We start from the raw sequence: 15,525 nt of genomic DNA on the forward strand, positions 1-15,525 counted from the left end.
GTGATTAAAATACTGCTTTAAGCCAAGTTAAATGTTGAGTGTCTATTTTTTCGTCAAATAAAATTGCGTCGAAACGACTCGCGTTATTTTCTTTATTGTTTTTTTGCAGCCATAAAGCCGCGCTATTGCGTACTTTTCTTAGCTTAGATTGCCGAAGGCTTTCAGCTGCGCTGCCATGTGCACTATTGGCACGAAACCGAACTTCGATAAAAACAAACGTATTTTGATCGAGAAAAATTAAGTCAATTTCTCCTAAGCGACAGAAAAAATTTCTTTCTACAAAGCGCAGTCCTTGCTTACGCAGAAAGTCTTCAGCGGCTTGTTCGGCTTTTTCACCGTTATTTTTCGGTACTTTCCTTTTTCTCAAAAAATTCTGGACTGTTTGCATAAACCAAATTTCCTTTTTGGTAAGTCATTATGACGGGCCTTTTTATGAAAAATGCCATCTTCATCCATGGTGATAATGCCTGTGTTAGCTGAAATTTTAGTGCTCGGGAGTAATGTGAACAGTTGATACTTGTTGGCCAACAAATAAGAGTCTGCCCCTAGAGCTTGAAGTCGACGTAGGATATTTGAATTTTGATTTTTGGGCAGTTCATCAAGCACATTGCTGTTAGGGGTAAGTGCTGGCACTTCAGTGAAAAGAATACGCTCGATATCGCCAGGCTTGATCGACTTATCAAGGGCGCTGTCATTAAGTGTACTGGTGGCGAGCATAGGAATTTTATCAGCGAAGTAAAAATCTAAAAGAGGGCGTATTTGCTTGGCATCATTAAGCTTGCCAACATAGAAAACATAATCAACATCTTCGCGAGAGCGGGCGATGCTATCAACACTGCCTCCAGTCCACTGTTCCACTAATCGCTTGCGAGCGTAGCTTTCGTTAATCAGTAAGAGTTTTTGTATCGCATCTTGTCTACCTTGAGGGGTATTAGCATATGATTGATTTGATGTAATGGCGATATTTTGTTCAACAGCGGCCGATCTAAATTCATCGCTTTGTTTCAATGCCCATGTATCTTGTGTGCTCAAAATCGCTGCTTTTGTTGCACCCTCTTGTTTTGCAAAGTTGATTAATTCATGTATCTCGTCCTCTGCGCTTAGAGAAAAGTGGTATAGATTTTTTGAGTGTTGGTTAAAGTCTAATTGATTGAGAGCAATAACAGGGTATGGCAGATCTAGGCGACTGATCTGGGCAACATTGTTCTTTTGTAATGGGCCAATGATGACGTCGGGTTGTCTTTCATTTGCGGCGGTCATTGCGTCAACGATGTTTGGATATTGATTGACGTCAATAATACTGACCTGAGGTCTTGCTTCTTGTTGATTGTAAAAGCTTGCAAAAAAACCATCTACAATGGCTTGTGAAGCGCGCTCTAGATTTCCACTCATGGGTAGCATTAATACAATTTTCTTTGGTGCCATCTTTTCAATAGATGACATGATTGCAAAATCTTGTGGTGGTGAAATAGCCGCAGGGTGGCTTGGGTTTTCAGTCTGCCAATTCTTGAACATATCGATTTGTTGTTCTATTGACAGAGATTGGTTTCTTAAAATACTGCTGATGGTAAGCCAGCCATTCAGTAGGGGTTGTTGTCTTTTATAAAGCTCATCAATCTCATTTTGAGTGAGATTCTGTACAGCCATCCAAAGTCGAGTTTGGTTCTCTTCGACTTCGTTAAGTGGCAAGTTGTAGGTTAATTCCATACGCAGCAAAACGACGTCAAACCAGTTGCCGAAATATTCTAATATGGTGGCTTTGGTTTGTTTCAATTTGTTTTGGTTATCAGGGTAACTGGCAAGAGCCAACTGATTTGCTTGCGCTAAATAATTTAATGCTTCTAGAGAGTCATCTAAATTAGACGCTGCTAAAGCGGCTAATAGATAGGCGTCAAACTGGATAGGTGAATTCACTGACAGAACTTTGTTTTCTAAGGTATCAATGGCGTTTAGAAAATCACCTTGTTCATAGTCCGTTTTGGCTGAGTTATAAGCGTTCGCTAATGCACCTGACACCCCCGCCCCTTTAAAAGGATGGTAAATGCTTGGCGGCAACGTTCTATCTTGCATAGCACCGTTTTCAGTGTATTGAGCGCCGTTTTGCTGTGATTCCGTGTTTAAATTCATGGAATTACAGGCGCTCAGAAGAAAGAACATAGAGTTAATGATATGATGCGATAATTAATGAGGCTCATAAGCTTACAAAATGACAAATAAAAGAGGCAACATGTTACCACATAGTTCTGATGATGCGAGAGGGTCGTTATACATAGTTGCAACCCCAATTGGTAATCTAGATGATTTTAGCAAAAGAGCAGAGCAAATTTTACGTGATGTAGACTATATTGCGGCGGAAGATACGCGACACACTCGCCGTTTATTGAACCATTTTGCCATTGAGGCGAAATTATTTTCCATTCATGACCACAATGAAAAAGACAAAGCCGATTATGTTGCCAGTTTGTTAGATGACGGTAAAAACGTGGCTTTGGTTTCAGATGCTGGTACGCCATTGATCTCTGATCCTGGTTATCATGTCGTACATGCATTACGTGAAAAAGGCCATAAAGTTGTGCCTATTCCTGGAGCTTGTGCTTTGGTTGCTGCTCTATGTGCTTCTGGGTTACCAACCGACCAATTCTTTTTTGCGGGTTTTGTGCCAGCTAAGTCGAAAGGGCGTTGCGACTTATTTGAATCTTGGAAGAAGCAGGCTGGCACGGTCGTATTTTATGAATCTACACACCGTGTTTATGACTCCATAACGGACGTGCAAAAAGTCTACGGTGATGACGCGCAATTGGTATTAGCTCGTGAAGTAACCAAAACCTTCGAGACGTTTTTGTCGGGTACGGCGTCTGAGATTCTTGCTAAGTTTGATGCCGATGCCAACCAAATGCGTGGTGAGTTTGTTGTTATGCTGAGTTTCACGCAAGAAAGCGGTAACGAAGCCGAGTTAGAAGCGAAGCGTATTCTTACTATTTTGTTGGAAGATTTACCGGTTAAGCAGGCGGCCGCTATGGCGGCCAAATTAACCGGTGAAAAGAAAAATTATCTCTACAAAATGGCACTGGAAATGCAAAGCGAATAGTTTTTGGATTTTTTCTGGTAAACACTCACAAAAAGCATGGGTGTTTACATTCCGATAAGACTGGGTATACTCCACTCTACTTGTCGGAGTGCCATTTGGCTGAGATCGCATCATTAAATGCGGGATCCGCAGAACCTGATCGGGCTAATACCCGCGTAGGAAACAAGAAAGTCTCCATTTTTCTTTTCTGCATCGAATGAACTCCTGATTTTTATGGAACCGATGCGGTCATATCATTTAAAGCGTCCTTTCTACTAAAATTCAGGGTTCATGTTTTGCAATCAACGCCTGTAGTGCGTTAATCGTTGTGAAGCAGCACCCCAGACAAGCCATTCTCCATTTTAATAATAAGGGAAGCGCTTATGTCTACTAGTAATGAGTTACATCGAAGCTCAGCGAATTTATCTAAAAAGCAATCTCGTGAAGAGTCACGCCAAGCGGCGAAATCCTTTATCGAGTCATTGCAGGCCAAACCTTTTCCTGCGTCCGAGCGCATTTATTTAACAGGCTCTGACGACTCCATCCGCGTTCCTATGCGTAAGATCAATCTGACCGATACCCCAATTGGATCGGATCCTGACAACTTAACCTTCGAAGTCTCAATGAAGCGATTTATGTATACGACTGTTCTGGTCCTTATGCGGATCCACAAGAAAACATAGATGTGTATCGTGGCTTGGCGCCCATGCGTGAGTCTTGGATCGAAAAGCGCGGCGACACGGAAGTATTACCAAGTGTGTCTTCTCAGTTTGCTCAATCTCGTCTGGAGAACGCGGCGCTGGACGAATTACGCTTTAAGGCCTTACCTAAAGTACGTAAAGCTCGCCAAGGTAAGTGTGTGACGCAAATGCATTACGCACGTCAAGGCATTGTTACACCAGAGATGGAATACATTGCACTGCGTGAAAACCAAAATATTGACGCTATTAACAGTGAATTACTGCTAAGACAGCATCCAGGTCAAAGCTTTGGCGCGAACCTACAAACCCGTATTACCCCCGAGTTTGTTCGTGACGAAGTCGCTCGAGGTCGCGCTATTATCCCCAATAACATCAATCACCCTGAATCCGAGCCAATGATCATTGGCCGTAACTTCTTGGTGAAGGTCAATGCCAATATTGGTAACTCAGCCGTGACGTCGTCTATCGAAGAGGAAGTAGAAAAACTGGTCTGGTCGACCCGTTGGGGCGCAGATACCGTGATGGATTTATCGACGGGTAAAAATATTCACGAAACCCGCGAGTGGATCTTGCGTAACTCGCCGGTTCCTATTGGTACCGTCCCCATCTATCAAGCCTTGGAGAAAGTGGATGGCGTGGCTGAAAATCTAAATTGGGACATTTTTCGCGATACCTTGATTGAGCAAGCAGAGCAGGGGGTCGACTATTTCACTATTCACGCGGGTGTGTTGTTGCGCTACGTGCCGATGACCGCCAAACGTCTTACTGGCATCGTGTCTCGTGGAGGTTCCATCATGGCGAAATGGTGTTTGGCGCACCACAAAGAGAGTTTTCTTTATGAGCGCTTCCGTGAAATTTGTGCGTTGTGTGCGGAATACGATGTGGCTTTGTCGCTTGGTGATGGCTTGCGTCCGGGGTCTATTATGGACGCCAATGACGAAGCGCAAATGTCGGAGCTTCGCACCTTGGGCGAATTGACAAAAATTGCTTGGGAATACGATGTACAGGTGATGATTGAAGGTCCTGGTCACGTCCCCATGCAATTGATCGAAGAGAATATGACAGAGCAATTAAAGCATTGTCACGAAGCACCATTTTATACTTTGGGGCCTCTAACCCAAGACATTGCACCAGGGTATGATCACATTACCTCTGGCATTGGTGCCGCGCAAATTGGTTGGTACGGTTGCGCTATGTTGTGTTACGTGACGCCAAAAGAACATCTTGGTTTACCTAATAAAGAAGACGTTAAGCAAGGTTTGATCACCTACAAAATTGCGGCCCATGCCGCTGATCTTGCCAAAGGTCATCCGGGCGCACAAATTCGCGATAATGCTTTATCAAAAGCGCGTTTTGAATTTCGTTGGGAAGATCAATTTAACCTGTCTTTAGACCCTGAAACCGCTCGCTCTTACCATGATGAAACATTGCCGCAAGCGTCAGGTAAAGTGGCGCATTTCTGTTCTATGTGTGGACCAAAATTCTGTTCGATGAAAATCACTCAAGAAGTTCGCGACTATGCCAAGGGCTTAGAGGATGCCAAAGGCTTGGAAGGCGCTCAAAAAATCGACATGAGTGCTTTGGAGGGCGATGCCGTTGCTAGTGAAGCCGAAACAGGCATGCAGAAAATGTCGGCGCAATTCCGGGAGCTAGGCAGTGATGTCTATCTCACTACGGATAAACTAAAAGAAACATCGCTGTAGGCGCTAAGGAGGATTTATGTCGATAAAACCTCCTGTTGTCTGGTGTGTGGGCGGATCGGATTCGTCCGCCCACGCTGGACTCCAAGCGGATTTGCGTACAGGGCAAGACTTAGGTTGCCACGTGCAAACGATAGTGACGTGCATCACCGCACAAAATTCTAAAGAAGTGCGGTCTGTGGAACCTGTTTCGCTGACTGTGTTCAATGAACAGTGGCAAGCCTTACTCGATGATGTGTCACCAGCGGTCATTAAGGTTAGCTTACTGCCTTCCATCGACATGGTGAAAGCTTGCTCGGTTTGGGTGCAACGCGTCAAAACCGACTTTCCGAATGTGCTGGTTATTTTTGATCCTGTTATGGCGGCGAGTAGTGAATCGGGTAATCGCCTGCAACAAGATTCTGCTGGGGCTTCTTTATTGGAGTCTTTGCTTCCATATGTGGATGTGATTACGCCCAACTTGCTGGAATTTGAGCGGCTGACTGGCTTGTCTGGCCAGCAGCCAGTGGTGGACATACAGAGTCAATTGGCCGCGTATTTAGCGTCGTCAAAATGCACGTGGTTACTGAAAGCTGGGCATTCAGACGCTGAACAAGCAACGGATTGGCTGGTGAACCAAGATTCTGTCATCGGTTTCTCTTATGAAAAACTCACTGTGCACAATACCCGTGGCACAGGTTGCACCTTGTCGACAGCGTTGGCGAGCTTTATTGCCCATGGCTACGATCTTCTAGATGCCATGACCATGGCTAAGGCCTATATCACTGGGGCGTTAAAAAGTGGCGTGCAGATTGGGGTTGGTGCTGGGCCATTGGGGCGACCTGGTTGGCCGCTTCAGATTGCAAACCTGCCGACAATTGTTTGGCCAAATACGCCAGTCATGCCCATACATCAGCCATTTGCCAAAATGGATCTTGATAAAATGGGCTTGTACCCAGTGGTGGATTCCGTTGCTTGGTTAGAGTTAGTGCTTAAGCAAGGAGTGAAAATGGCCCAGCTGCGCATCAAAGACCCTAACGATGCTGATTTAAAGCATAAAATTCAGCAGGCGATTACCCTAGGAAAAGAATACGACGCTCAAGTCTTTATTAATGACTATTGGCAGCACGCTATCACGTTTGGTGCGTATGGCGTTCATCTTGGTCAGGAGGATTTGGATGTGGCGGACTTGACGCAAATTCAAGCCGCCGGATTGCGTCTTGGCATCAGCACCCATGGTTACTATGAAATCGCTCGCGCTCAGTCTATTCAGCCAAGCTACATCGCGTTAGGTCATATTTTCCCGACACAAACCAAAGAAATGCCTTCTCAGCCACAGGGTTTAACTCGGCTGGCACATTACGCCATTTTATTGAAAGGCACGTTTCCTACGGTGGCGATTGGTGGCATCAATGCAGAGCGGTTACCAGCCGTGGTGAAAACGGGCGTGGATTGTATTGCTTTAGTGACGGCCATTACCAAAGCAACAGAACCCGAGGCCGCGACACGATCTTTGATGATGGCCTTTGAGTCCAGTGTGGGAGATAAGCGATGAAGATTGTGCTAAACGACGTACCTTACGAATTTACTGGAAACACTCTCGAAGACTTACTGAATGAGTTGGGGAAAAGTCAGCAAGGTATTGCCATTGCGATCAATCAACAGGTCGTGCCAAAAAGTTTGTGGTGCGCTACTGAGTTGAATGAGCAGAGTCAGGTGTTTATTTTTGAATCCATTGCTGGAGGTTAACATGTCGTCTTTATTGATTGCAGGGCACGAATTTCACTCTCGACTTTTTACGGGTACTGGGAAATACGCCAGTGCTGATGCCATGATGGATTCGCTAACGGCCAGCGAAAGCGAACTGGTGACCTTATCTTTGCGTCGTATGGATTTAAAAAATCACACGGACAATATTCTTCAGCCTTTGCAGCAGCAGGGCATAAAGTTGTTACCCAATACCTCCGGCGCGCGTACCGCCAAAGAAGCCGTTTTTGCGGCAGAGTTAGCTCGTGAAGCATTAGAGACCCATTGGGTGAAGTTGGAAATACACCCTGATCCGCGTTACTTGATGCCAGATGGTATGGAGACTTTGTTGGCTGCCGAAGAGTTGATCAAAAAAGGTTTTGTGGTCATGCCTTATGTTCATGCCGATCCTGTGCTTTGCAAACGATTGGAAGAAGTCGGTTGTCAGTGTGTTATGCCACTGGGTTCGCCTATTGGTTCAAACATGGGCTTGGCGAGTCGTCCGTTCTTGGAAATTATTATTGAGCAGAGTCGGGTACCTGTCATTGTTGACGCTGGCATTGGTGCGCCTTCGGATGCGTCATTGGCCATGGAGCTTGGCGCGGATGCGGTGTTGGTAAACACGGCCATGGCCGTTGCCAAACACCCTGCGCAAATGGGCAAAGCTTTTCGTCTTGCGGTGGAAGCGGGTCGAATGGCCTATGAGTCAGGCTTGGGGGAGCGTCGTTTACAAGCGCAAGCCACCAGCCCATTGACGGATTTCCTTGGAGCCTTGTCATGATGGATGGTGCAAGCCATAAGATTCGCTTGTTAGAACAAAGCCCAGCAATAGAAGGTCAATTTAGTCAGTTTGTCGAAAGCACAGATTGGCAAGTTGTGACGCAAACGCATCAGGCAAAAACCGAGCAAGATGTGTTGCGTGCTTTGGCTAAAAGCAAACTTGACGTAGACGATTTTGCGGCGTTGATTTCCCCTGCGGCAGAGCCGTATTTGCTGGAAATGGTGACCAAAAGCGAGCAACTGACGCTGCAGCGCTTTGGAAATACCTTGAGTTTGTTTGCGCCCTTGTACTTATCCAACACCTGCGCAAACGAATGTACTTACTGTGGCTTTTCCATGAGTAATGCAATCAAGCGCCTCACGCTGAATGAATCGCAGATAAACAAAGAAGTGGCAGCCATTAAAAGCAAAGGCTTTGACCATATTCTTTTGGTGACGGGAGAAACTAACAAAGTCTCCATGCCTTATTTTGAACGCATGATTCCTCTTATCAAGCCTCACTTTAGTCAGCTATCCATGGAAGTCCAGCCATTAGATATGGAAGAGTACAAACGGTTGCAAGGTATCGGCTTAGACGGTGTGTTGGTATATCAAGAAACTTATCGTCGTACAACTTACCTTGAGCATCATTTACGGGGCAACAAATCCAATTTTAATTATCGGTTGGACGCACCGGATCGTATCGGTCAAGCTGGCATTCATAAAATTGGCTTGGGTGTGTTGCTTGGCTTGGAAGACTGGCGCACGGATTCATTAATGATGGCGCATCATTTACGGCACCTGCAAAAGCGCTATTGGCGAAGTCGCTTTAGTGTGGCGTTTCCGCGTATTCGTCCTTGTGAAGGTGGCATAGTGCCAAAGTCGATCATTTCGGATCGACAATTGGTTCAGCTTATTGCGGCGTGGCGTTTGTTTGACCGCGATTTGGAAATGAGCTTGTCAACGCGTGAATCTCCAACGTTCCGTCATCATGCGGTGCGAATGGGCTTTACTACTATGAGTGCAGAGTCAAAAACTCAGCCTGGTGGTTATGCGGACGATGCCCAAGATGCTCTTGAACAGTTTGAGATCAGTGATGAGCGCCCTGTGGCTGATATTATGACGATGATTCGTGAGCAGGGACGTGACGTGATTTGGAAAGATTGGGATCCGGCACTTTCTGGACCTTAGTAGGAGATCAAGATCTACGCTGATCTTCAAGAATGTGATGGTATTTGCTTGGTTGCAAGTGGAAACAAACAAATGTCGATTTACCTTTACAAACTAATGACAAGTTTTGCACGTGGATTCTTTCTCTTTGGCACTGTTTGACGCAGAAATAGACATAATAGATTCCAACAAAACAGGAAACAGCTTAAGGAGCTTACTATGTTGGATCGTAAAAAAGCAGGAATGATGGGCGTTATTGGTTTGAGTGCCGCGATTATAACCGGTGTGGCTGTGAGTGCATTTGCGGATACGAAAGCACCTCAAAATACAGTTACACAAGGACAAGCCACTCAGGAAGCGCCAGTTAATGCCGTGCCAACCCATGATCAATTGGCAAGCCGTATAGCGCAGCAACTTGGTTTAGATGAAAAAACACAAACGAAAGTGTCTGATCTTTTTGAAAAAGATGGTAAGGCCATTCGTAAAATTCAAGAGCAGTTACAAGCGACTCAAATGGAATTAAGTGGCTTGTCACCAAGTTCAAAAGACTATCTAGATAAGGTCGATGATCTTGCCGAAAAAACGGGCGAGTTAACCGAAGATCTTACTGTTGCCTACGCAAAAAACCGAGTGGGCTTGTATGAGCTGCTTACGCCAGAGCAGATCGAAAAACTGGAAACCCCAGTTCAGCCGCAATCGTAATTTTTCATTGATACATTTCCCTTTGTATTGAGAGCCTTGCCCCAGTTCTAAACAGCTGGGGCTTTTTTAGTTTAACAGCCAAAGGACTTTGATCCCTTTGGCTATTTGTTTCATAAGAGGTGGGGCTCTTAGCTTGCTATGGTATTAAATAGCTCAAAATACGTTGGGAAGGTTTTTGATGTACAACCTGGATCGTTAATGGTGACAGGCGTTTCAGAAAAAGCAACCAACGAGAAGCACATGGCAATGCGGTGATCATTGTAGGTATCGATGGCCGCATGTTGAAGTGTTTCAACGGGAGTGATGGTAATAAAGTCTTCACCTTCGATCACGTCAGCACCCAGTTTTTTCAGTTCCGTTGCCATGGCGTATAAACGGTCGGTTTCTTTGACTCGCCAGTTATAGATGTTGCGAATGGTGGTTGGGCCTTTGGCGAATAGAGCGGTGGTAGCTATGGTCATAGCCGCATCAGGAATGTGGTTCATGTCCATATCTATGCCGTTCAGTTCGCAACGTTCAGCTTCAATCCAAGTCGGGCCATAAGTGATTTTTGCGCCCATTTTGGCCAGTACATCAGCAAATTTCACGTCGCCTTGTACGCTGTCTGTTCCCACACCGTGGACTTTGATTTTTCCGCCAGCAATCGCCGCAGCGGCTAGGAAGTAAGAGGCAGAAGATGCGTCGCCTTCTACCATGATTTCACCAGGGCTTTGGTAAGTTTGCTGACCTTTCACCACAAACGCTTGGTAGTTCTGATTTTCCACTTCCACACCGAATTGTTTCATGGCATGTAGTGTAATATCGATATAAGGTTTAGAAACCAATTCACCATCGACTTTGATGGTTAAATCATCTTTTGCCAATGGTGCGCTCATCAATATAGCGGTTAGGAATTGGCTTGAGATGTTGCCTTTAATAGACACTTCGCCGCCAGATAAACCATTCGCCTTAATACGCAAAGGTGGGTAATTCTTTTCGCCTTCGTATGCGATGTCGACACCCAGTGCTTGCAAGGCATCAACAAGATCGCCAATGGGGCGTTCGTGCATCCGTGGCTCGCCGTGAAGGTGGAACTCGCCTTTGCCTAGGCAAAGTGCGGCAGCCAAGGGGCGCATTGCTGTGCCAGCGTTACCAAGGAATAAATCACCGAAATCTGCTTGAATTGGGCCAGCAAGACCTTCTAGCACACAGGTTGAACCGTTATCTTCTAGTGAATAGTTAACGCCTAATTTGGTTAGGCTTTCTAGCATGCGACGAATGTCGTCGCTATCCAGTAAGTTGGTGATTTTTGTCGTGCCTTTTGCCAGTGTGGCTAGTAATAAAATACGGTTTGAAAGGCTTTTAGAACCTGGGATTTGGATCTCTCCATTGGCGTTAGAAAGAGGGCCTAGTGTTATTGAATTCATTATTAAGTCCATCACAGTGGTTGTGTTTATTGTATTGGTCTTGTGCTAGTAGCGTGTTGCCGCGAGTCAATGATTCGTGTTCGGTATTGTTTAAAAATGTCCATTTGCAGGTGGTCGCGTCGCTCTGTGATTAAGAGGTCAGTCTTGAATGTGAGATAGTATACCTTTGATGGCGTTTCCTGTCAGTTCTGCAAATTCACTAAGTTCGCTGTTTTTTACCACAAAGTCTCTTTAGAATGTTGGTGAATAATATAATGACGTATAGGAAAAAGTTTATGAGACATCAATACCATCCTCTAGGTTTTGAAGGGTCGCGTATTGCCCAAGGTTTTTGGCGCCTGCAAGAATGGAATATGACATCGTCAGAAACACTTGGCTTTATTGAGGCCTGTCTAGATTTAGGGGTAACGACATTGGATCATGCGGATATTTATGGTGGTTATCAATGCGAAGCATTATTTGGTGAGGCGTTAAAACATAAGCCCGCTTTACGAGATAGAATGGAAATTGTCACAAAATGCGGAATATTGCTGCCCTCAGAGAATCGCCCTGAAATACAGGTTCATCGTTATGATTATCGTGCTGAGCACATTCTAGCCAGTGTTGATCGTTCTCTTGCTAATTTGCAATGTGAGTATATTGATACGTTACTCTTGCATCGCCCAAGCCCTTTGATGGATGCGGATGAAGTTGCACAGGCGTTTGATTTGTTGTTTACGCTTGGCAAGGTAAAGCATTTCGGTGTGTCCAATTTTACAACTCATCAATTTGACTTGTTGCAGTCTCGTCTTGATGCGCCTTTGATTGTGAATCAGGTGGAATTATCACCATTGGCATTGCAACATTTTGAGGATGGCACCTTAGACCATTTACAACAACATGCTGTAACCCCCATGGCGTGGTCACCTTTTGCGGGTGGTGAATTGTTCTCAGGCTCCAGTGAAAAAGCAAAACGCGTTCAAATGGTATTGAGTGAGCTAGCACAGCAAAAGAATTGTACTGTCGATCAAATTGTTATTGCGTGGTTATTGCGACACCCGTCTGATATTTGTCCTGTTATGGGATCAGGAAAGGTTGAACGTTTGGCCATTGCTGTTGACGCATTATCCATTCCACTGAGTGATGATGATTGGTTTCGTATTTGGGTTGCATCTAAAGGTCAGCCTGTTCCCTAAAACTTGGAATTGTTAACCGTCATTTTAAGCTCTAAACAGGATATTAAGCCGCTATATGCGGCTTTTTTTGTATCTAGTGTCTTGTATTTGTTTTGCTTGGTGTAGAAAGCGTGTTGTTTCGTAACCATAGGATGGAAAGTGCACTTTTATTCCCTATACTGGCAGCAATGTATCTGTATAAAGAGGAGATTTATTAAATGAAAAAATACTTGGTTATGGCATTAATGGCGCTGGCTGTTGTTGATTCACACGCGCATACGTTACCAAAGCCAACAGGCCCAGTGATTTTAACGGTGACGGGGAATATAAGTAATACTAATACAGAGAGTAAAACAGCAGAATTTGATCGTGAGATGCTGATGAATTTGGGGGTTGTCGAGCAAAAGACAATGACGCCGTGGAGTGAAGGTGTGGATTCCTATAAAGGGCCGTTATTGAGATCCTTGATGGCTGCAGTGGGGGTAGATTCTGGTACTTTGTCTGTGACTGCGTTAAACGATTTTAGTGCCATAGTACCTGTGCAAGATGGTAAGAATCATAATGTTATGCTTGCTATGGATATTAATGGGAAACCGATGTCTGTAAGAGATAAGGGGCCTATCTTTTTACTTTATCCTTTTAGTGATGTGCCAAGTCTAAACAATGAGGTAATTTACAACCGATCTGTTTGGCAGATAAAACTGATAAAAGTAGAGTAAATTACAACATGCGTTTTCTCTTTCTGCCAAGGCTTAAAAAAATTACCAATAGGCAGTTATCGCCATTTATTATATTGGTTTTTTTGGCGTTTGTTTTTATGAGTGCTGCTGTACTAATGTTTACCGAATTAGTTGAGCGGCAAAAAATGATTATGTCTGCGGTAGAGGAAGATGCTGTATGGGCTGCTTATCAATTAGATAGAGAGGCATTGAAATTCAGCAATTCGCTCAGCTTATTGCATGATAGTTTCACTGATGAACGCCTTGAAGATGCCAAGAATCGTTTCGATATACTGTATAGTCGAGTCAATATATTAGAGAAAGGTCAGTTAAGGGTGCTTTTTGATCGATTGAAAAACTCTGATCAAATTTTGACTTTCCTTCAAATGAAAATGTCTGAAATAGACCGTGTTTTATTCTCTAATAAAGACGCCATAGACATTAATTTTTTGTTACATGAAAGTAATGATTTATTGAAAAATATAGAAATTACTGTGGTTGAGACAGTCGCTTTTCGATCAAAAGAGAAAGTTGTACAGAGAAAGGATTCTTTAGGCCTGTTTCTTTATCTAGGGTCATTGATCGCTTTATTAACTATTACCATGATGTGTATTATCGTCATGCTCTTTAGGCAGTTAAAGGTGGCTCGTGAATCGTACGAGAAAACACAAAAATTAGCTGATGAATTAGAAAAAGCGGTTTATTCAGCTGAGCAAGCACTAAAAATAAAATCAGAGTTCTTGGCAACCATGAGTCATGAAATACGGACGCCAATGAATGCTATTATCGGGTTCAGTTATCTGCTGCTTGATGACAGTCTAGAGAAAAATCAGCGAGAAAAAGTGATTAAAATCCAGAAGTCTGCTGATGGTTTGTTAGCAATAATAAACAGTATCTTAGATTATTCAAAAATTGAATCAGGAAAAATGGAGTTAGAAAAAGTGCTTTTAGTCTAGATGATGTTTTGGATTATGTTTATCAAAGTAATGAAACAGCAGCAGAGTCTAAGAAGATAGATTTTATTATCCGTCGTGATTTTTCTATCTGTGACAATCTTATTGGAGATAAAACCCGCTTACAGCAGATTTTAATTAATGTTGTGGGTAATGCAATTAAGTTTACTCATTCTGGATTTGTACATCTTAATCTATCCTTGTCATCGAATGAAAATTTAGTGATTGAGGTTGAGGATACTGGAGTGGGAATTAAAGAGGGAGTGGATGTTTTTGATGTATTCAAGCAAGCTGATAGTAGTACCACTCGATTGTATGGTGGAACAGGGTTAGGTAACTCAGTATCACACAAAAACTCGTGGCCTTATTAGGTGGTGATATTTCTTACACTTGTGCTCTCGGTGAAGGATGTTTGTTTAGAATTACCATACCTTATTGCCCCGATCAAAGCTCAGAACCGTTTATTTTGAGCAATATTGCTTTTATAAAAGAGGATGTTCAAACGAACGCTTTATTAAAAGACCTTAAGATCAGTTCTTTAACTGAATGGCGTACATCTGATTTGCTCAATTGTCACCTTCCTGTTATTGCCAGTCTTCATTGGCTTAAAATCAGAATATGTGTTGTCTACTCAACTAGAAAAATTCTTAACAAAAAAAGTGCTTTTTTTAGGTGGCGGCCTAGATGAAATAGGTGAGTATTCCATGACCGGATTAATTACACCTTCGAATATCGTAAAGAAAATTTTGCTATTGGAATTGCATGGTTCAAATCAGGAAGTAGAGCCTTCTTCTGATTTTTCTGATAAAAAATATTTTTTCAAAGATAAGGTTATTCTGTTAGCAGAAGATAATAAAGTTAACGCCAACATTGTTAAAGCTATTATTGAGAAAGTAGGAGCGAAAGTGGATTGGGTGGAAAACGGTAAGGAAGCAGTTGAACGTTCCCTTTCTCAACAATATGACTTAATTATCATGGATATTAGGATGCCACTGATGGATGGCTATGAGGCAAGTGAAAAAATTTGTCAAAAATTATCCGAAAGTAAGCCCCCGATTATTGTTTTAACAGCGGATACATTTATGGACTCGCAAGAAAATATGATTCGATCTGGTATCGATGATGTGCTTTTTAAGCCGCTTAATCCGTATCTTTTGATTGAAAAGATAGAGTTTTGGATGATGAAATATGGTGTAAATGCTTTGCAAGGTACGGAGAATACCAGCTGTTCATCGGTGAGTTATGAGGATTTAAAATATGTCCTCTCTAAAATAGAGGTGCTTGAAAACTTGCTTTTATCAGGTGGTTCTGATTCTGAGATGATAATAGATAGTCTAGTGAAGAAATGTGCACAATGTGATGACTTAGCCGTGCTTGTTTCGGCGGCAAAGGATATTGCGTCTTATGACTATCAAGATGCGTTGATAAAGGTTAGAACGTTTAAAAGGCAACTTTTACTGTAGTTTCTG

General features: G+C 43.4%; 14 protein-coding genes, 1 pseudogene and 1 riboswitch. Of the genes and pseudogenes, 12 read left to right on the forward strand and 3 right to left on the reverse strand.

Annotated elements, in window-relative coordinates; genetic code table 11:
• Window positions 1-4 precede the first annotated feature (4 nt).
• Both ONZ52_RS04820 and ONZ52_RS04825 read right to left on the reverse strand, forming a co-directional pair.
• Window positions 5-388 carry a YraN family protein gene (locus ONZ52_RS04820; RefSeq protein ID WP_265217578.1) on the reverse strand — a complete coding sequence of 128 codons (384 nt, stop codon included), beginning with the start codon at window positions 386-388 and terminating at the stop codon, window positions 5-7.
• Window positions 364-2,127 carry a penicillin-binding protein activator gene (locus ONZ52_RS04825; protein ID WP_265217579.1) on the reverse strand — a complete coding sequence of 588 codons (1,764 nt, stop codon included), beginning with the start codon at window positions 2,125-2,127 and terminating at the stop codon, window positions 364-366. The genes ONZ52_RS04820 and ONZ52_RS04825 overlap by 25 nt, the downstream gene beginning before the upstream one ends.
• A 100-nt stretch (window positions 2,128-2,227) precedes the next feature.
• Here ONZ52_RS04825 and rsmI point away from each other — a divergent pair, with 100 nt between their 5' ends.
• From rsmI to ONZ52_RS04860, 7 genes and pseudogenes are all read left to right on the forward strand, one after another.
• Window positions 2,228-3,088, forward strand: a complete 861-nt coding sequence (gene rsmI / locus ONZ52_RS04830) for a 16S rRNA (cytidine(1402)-2'-O)-methyltransferase (protein ID WP_265217581.1) — start codon at window positions 2,228-2,230, stop codon at window positions 3,086-3,088.
• A 74-nt stretch (window positions 3,089-3,162) separates the two neighbouring features.
• Window positions 3,163-3,267: riboswitch (TPP riboswitch) on the forward strand.
• 183 nt (window positions 3,268-3,450) lie between these two features.
• Window positions 3,451-5,471 (forward strand): annotated as a pseudogene (thiC, locus tag ONZ52_RS04835) (phosphomethylpyrimidine synthase ThiC).
• Window positions 5,472-5,487: 16 nt separating this feature from the next.
• Entirely contained in the window at window positions 5,488-7,002 is a 1,515-nt protein-coding gene (thiE, locus tag ONZ52_RS04840; RefSeq protein WP_265217583.1) for a thiamine phosphate synthase, read from the forward strand.
• Window positions 6,999-7,196, forward strand: coding sequence for a sulfur carrier protein ThiS (gene thiS, locus ONZ52_RS04845; RefSeq protein WP_111606012.1), 198 nt, complete (start codon window positions 6,999-7,001; stop codon window positions 7,194-7,196). The genes thiE and thiS overlap by 4 nt, the downstream gene beginning before the upstream one ends.
• Window position 7,197: 1 nt before the next feature.
• Window positions 7,198-7,974, forward strand: coding sequence for a thiazole synthase (locus ONZ52_RS04850; protein ID WP_265217585.1), 777 nt, complete (start codon window positions 7,198-7,200; stop codon window positions 7,972-7,974).
• On the forward strand, window positions 7,971-9,143 hold the full coding sequence (gene thiH / locus ONZ52_RS04855) for a 2-iminoacetate synthase ThiH (protein WP_265217587.1): 1,173 nt from the start codon (window positions 7,971-7,973) through the stop codon (window positions 9,141-9,143). Before ONZ52_RS04850 ends, thiH begins: the two co-directional genes overlap by 4 nt.
• Before the next feature lie 198 nt (window positions 9,144-9,341).
• A complete protein-coding gene (locus ONZ52_RS04860) occupies window positions 9,342-9,824 on the forward strand; it encodes a Spy/CpxP family protein refolding chaperone (RefSeq protein WP_265217589.1) in 483 nt (160 codons plus the stop codon).
• A 128-nt stretch (window positions 9,825-9,952) separates the two neighbouring features.
• On the opposite strand, the gene aroA is transcribed toward ONZ52_RS04860, so the two are convergent.
• Window positions 9,953-11,230: a 3-phosphoshikimate 1-carboxyvinyltransferase gene (gene aroA, locus ONZ52_RS04865; RefSeq protein ID WP_265217591.1), complete on the reverse strand. Its 1,278-nt coding sequence runs from the start codon at window positions 11,228-11,230 to the stop codon at window positions 9,953-9,955.
• A gap of 275 nt (window positions 11,231-11,505) precedes the next feature.
• On the opposite strand from aroA, the gene ONZ52_RS04870 reads away from it, so the two are divergent.
• The 5 genes from ONZ52_RS04870 to ONZ52_RS04890 all read left to right on the forward strand — a co-directional run bounded on the left by ONZ52_RS04870 (window position 11,506) and on the right by ONZ52_RS04890 (window position 15,519).
• Entirely contained in the window at window positions 11,506-12,405 is a 900-nt protein-coding gene (locus ONZ52_RS04870; RefSeq protein WP_265217593.1) for an aldo/keto reductase, read from the forward strand.
• A 197-nt stretch (window positions 12,406-12,602) separates the two neighbouring features.
• Complete coding sequence (locus tag ONZ52_RS04875) at window positions 12,603-13,103, forward strand: putative pterin-binding protein (protein ID WP_265217594.1); 501 nt, start codon at window positions 12,603-12,605, stop codon at window positions 13,101-13,103.
• Window positions 13,073-14,059, forward strand: coding sequence for a histidine kinase dimerization/phospho-acceptor domain-containing protein (locus ONZ52_RS04880; RefSeq protein ID WP_265217595.1), 987 nt, complete (start codon window positions 13,073-13,075; stop codon window positions 14,057-14,059). Before ONZ52_RS04875 ends, ONZ52_RS04880 begins: the two co-directional genes overlap by 31 nt.
• A gap of 8 nt (window positions 14,060-14,067) precedes the next feature.
• On the forward strand, window positions 14,068-14,427 hold the full coding sequence (locus ONZ52_RS04885) for an ATP-binding protein (RefSeq protein ID WP_265217597.1): 360 nt from the start codon (window positions 14,068-14,070) through the stop codon (window positions 14,425-14,427).
• Window positions 14,428-14,679: 252 nt separating this feature from the next.
• Window positions 14,680-15,519, forward strand: coding sequence for a response regulator (locus ONZ52_RS04890; RefSeq protein WP_265217598.1), 840 nt, complete (start codon window positions 14,680-14,682; stop codon window positions 15,517-15,519).
• Window positions 15,520-15,525 lie beyond the last annotated feature (6 nt).

Source organism: Marinomonas rhodophyticola (assembly GCF_026113935.1).
Lineage (GTDB): Bacteria > Pseudomonadota > Gammaproteobacteria > Pseudomonadales > Marinomonadaceae > Marinomonas > Marinomonas rhodophyticola.

What these genes read in the sequence shown, in the direction of transcription:
- ONZ52_RS04820 (WP_265217578.1), bottom strand. Translation starts at nt 388, where the DNA reads ATGCAAACAGTCCAGAATTTTTTGAGAAAAAGGAAAGTACCGAAAAAT.
- ONZ52_RS04825 (WP_265217579.1), bottom strand. Translation starts at nt 2,127, where the DNA reads ATGAATTTAAACACGGAATCACAGCAAAACGGCGCTCAATACACTGAA.
- rsmI (WP_265217581.1), top strand. Translation starts at nt 2,228, where the DNA reads ATGTTACCACATAGTTCTGATGATGCGAGAGGGTCGTTATACATAGTT.
- thiE (WP_265217583.1), top strand. Translation starts at nt 5,488, where the DNA reads ATGTCGATAAAACCTCCTGTTGTCTGGTGTGTGGGCGGATCGGATTCG.
- thiS (WP_111606012.1), top strand. Translation starts at nt 6,999, where the DNA reads ATGAAGATTGTGCTAAACGACGTACCTTACGAATTTACTGGAAACACT.
- ONZ52_RS04850 (WP_265217585.1), top strand. Translation starts at nt 7,198, where the DNA reads ATGTCGTCTTTATTGATTGCAGGGCACGAATTTCACTCTCGACTTTTT.
- thiH (WP_265217587.1), top strand. Translation starts at nt 7,971, where the DNA reads ATGATGGATGGTGCAAGCCATAAGATTCGCTTGTTAGAACAAAGCCCA.
- ONZ52_RS04860 (WP_265217589.1), top strand. Translation starts at nt 9,342, where the DNA reads ATGTTGGATCGTAAAAAAGCAGGAATGATGGGCGTTATTGGTTTGAGT.
- aroA (WP_265217591.1), bottom strand. Translation starts at nt 11,230, where the DNA reads ATGAATTCAATAACACTAGGCCCTCTTTCTAACGCCAATGGAGAGATC.
- ONZ52_RS04870 (WP_265217593.1), top strand. Translation starts at nt 11,506, where the DNA reads ATGAGACATCAATACCATCCTCTAGGTTTTGAAGGGTCGCGTATTGCC.
- ONZ52_RS04875 (WP_265217594.1), top strand. Translation starts at nt 12,603, where the DNA reads ATGAAAAAATACTTGGTTATGGCATTAATGGCGCTGGCTGTTGTTGAT.